This is a genomic window from Candidatus Symbiothrix dinenymphae (assembly GCF_001431085.1).
Genome location: NZ_BBRU01000575.1, coordinates 1 through 2,513 on the forward strand (window position 1 = coordinate 1; position 2,513 = coordinate 2,513).

A 2,513-nucleotide genomic window follows, 5' to 3' on the forward strand; every position below is an offset into this window, starting at 1 on the left:
TGCGGAGGCAATAACAGTACGGATGCCCGTTGGGTCTACAGCGCAAGGTTTTTCCATGAATACATGTTTTCCGGCTTCCACCGCAGCTTTGAACTGTTCGGGACGGAAATGGGTGGGCGTACAAAGCAATACAACATCAATTTCCGGCATTGCCATCACTTTTTTGTAAGCATCAAATCCCAAAAAACAATTGGCGTCGGAAACGTCATTGTTGAATTTATCTTTCAAGCGCTTCCTGCAACCTTCCAACCTGTCGGGGAAAACATCGGCAAGGGCAATGATAGATACATTCGGACCTGCTTCCAAAAATTGGTGGGCAGCACCGGTCCCGCGGTCTCCACAACCTACTAAGGCTGCTTTCAAGGGTTTCCCGTCGGGTGCAATCTCAACAAAAGAATACATACCCAACTCTTCCGGTGTATAAACCTTCGCTTTGGCACCACCGGCACACGAACTCAGCACGAGTGTGGGCAACCCCAAACTCGTTCCCGCTCCGATAAGAGCGGCATTTGATAAAAATTCTCTCCTTTTCATCTTAAATAAAATTTTTTTTTATGTTTATTTTTTTACGCGGCAAAGGTACGCAAAAATTCTATACAAACCAAACTTTTTTGCTGTTTTTTTGAGAAATCTATCTTTTTTTTTCTATCTCTTTCTCTATCTATTTGTTTATCATATACTTACGCCTATTGTTTTATCTGTATAAAGTTGCAGCTGAAAAAAAACTTTCAAAAATATTTGGTAGTTCAAAAAAAATAGCGTACCTTTGCAACATTATAAATTTAAAAATATTTAATATGATTGCTTTTATTTTAGGTTTGTTTTCACTGATTGCAAGTGAACAACCGGTTAAACAGAATGTTAATTCAGCGAAATTTGAATTGATAAAATTACCTTATTCCACCGATGCGTTAGAGCCGGTAATTAGTAGACAAACCATTGAGTTGCATCATGGTAAACATCTGCAAACTTATGTCAACAATCTGAACAATTTAGTTCAAGAGACAAAGTTTAAAAATGCCAATATTGAGACTATTGTGAAGGAATCGGAGGGTGGAATTTTTAATAATGCAGGTCAATTATTGAATCATAACCTGTATTTTACTCAATTTTCGCCTAACGGAGGCGGTGCTCCTTCGGGCAAATTGGCTGCTGCCATTGACGCCGCTTGGGGTTCGTTCGATAATTTTAAGAAAGAGTTTGAAACAGCCGGAACCGGTTTGTTTGGTTCGGGTTGGGTTTGGCTGGCAAAAGATAATGCCGGAAAATTGTCGATTACCAAAGAACAAAATGCAGGCAATCCGCTGACCAAAGGCTTAACGCCTCTGCTCGGTTTCGACCTGTGGGAACATGCTTACTATCTTGACTATCAAAACCGTCGCGCCGACCACCTGAAAGAATTGTGGAAAATTGTTGATTGGAAAGTGGTTGAAAGGCGGTATTGAGGACAATAAAAGCCTGTTGGGTGTTTGACAATTGAATTTTAACTGTTTGAAAAAACGACAGTTCGGCTTTTATATAAACAACAATAGGAAACCGAAATTTCCTATTGTGCTTACATACAAGTAACGGTACCAATCCGTCCTGCGGGCAACCTATCCGTAGAAAGGCTAAATATCATCTCTGTTTCCAGTCCGGGTCACAATTGGCTACGACCTTATCTTTCCGATATCTGCTGCAAAGGTACGACAAATTCTTCACATGTGCAAGCATTTTTGAAAAAAACTTTCAAAAATATTTGGTAGTTCAAAAAAAACATCGTACCTTTGCGCCCGAATAATAATAAAATATTTACGAACAATGAAAACAATCGTTCATTTAGACAGGTGGCGACGGACATTCCGACAGCGAATTTCGTCCCTTAGTTCGGTGGGTCAGCGTTTTGACCGCACAAGTGTTTCTTCCTCTTCGGCTTTTCAAGCCAATCTTTCCTCCTCCTGCATGCGAATGCGAATGTGTTGCTGTTGTTGATTCTTAACACGCAACATTCTTTTGTGCTTCTTTATATAAGCACAGTTTCAAAAAAAAAATTTTTAGTTACAATTTATTTATTTTCAATGATAATAAACGCACGATGTGTGTGACGTTTATTAGTATTAGTGTTAGTATTAGCGTCAGTGTGGCATTGCGGGCTTGACCCGCAATCCCCTGACAAAAAAAAACAATTTAAAAAACAATTTTAAAAGTATGAAAAAAGTAGTAAAAGTTACAATTGCAGCATTGCTGCTCGCCTTTGCAAACCCCGTGTCAGCCCAAAGCGGCGGCATAGAGATTAAAGGGCGCGTGTTAGATGAAGCCACCGGCGAATCGATTATCGGTGCCAACATTTTGGTGCTTGGTACGAAATCGGGAACAGTTTCCGACTTCGATGGCAATTTCTCCCTGAAAGCAGGGAGTGGTGTATCTGTCTCATTATCAATTAGCTACATTGGCTATAAGACTCTTGAGGTGGATGTGTATGAATACACTGAGCCGCTGACAGTGTATCTCCATGAAGACCGCAACTTCTTGAG

3 protein-coding genes are annotated in these 2,513 nt (G+C 40.3%); 2 read left to right on the forward strand and 1 reads right to left on the reverse strand.

What is annotated here, in order from left to right; all coding sequences use genetic code 11:
• Positions 1-534 (reverse strand): Gfo/Idh/MocA family protein (locus tag ASC50_RS06065; protein WP_158648536.1); only part of this gene is annotated, 534 nt, incomplete at its 3' end.
• 263 nt (positions 535-797) lie between these two features.
• On the opposite strand from ASC50_RS06065, the gene ASC50_RS06070 reads away from it, so the two are divergent.
• Both ASC50_RS06070 and ASC50_RS06075 read left to right on the forward strand, forming a co-directional pair.
• On the forward strand, positions 798-1,445 hold the full coding sequence (locus tag ASC50_RS06070) for a superoxide dismutase (RefSeq protein WP_082592118.1): 648 nt from the start codon (positions 798-800) through the stop codon (positions 1,443-1,445).
• 742 nt (positions 1,446-2,187) lie between these two features.
• A partial coding sequence (locus ASC50_RS06075; RefSeq protein ID WP_193391224.1) for a carboxypeptidase-like regulatory domain-containing protein occupies positions 2,188-2,513 on the forward strand: 326 nt, incomplete at its 3' end.

What these genes read in the sequence shown, in the direction of transcription:
- ASC50_RS06070 (WP_082592118.1), top strand. Translation starts at nt 798, where the DNA reads ATGATTGCTTTTATTTTAGGTTTGTTTTCACTGATTGCAAGTGAACAA.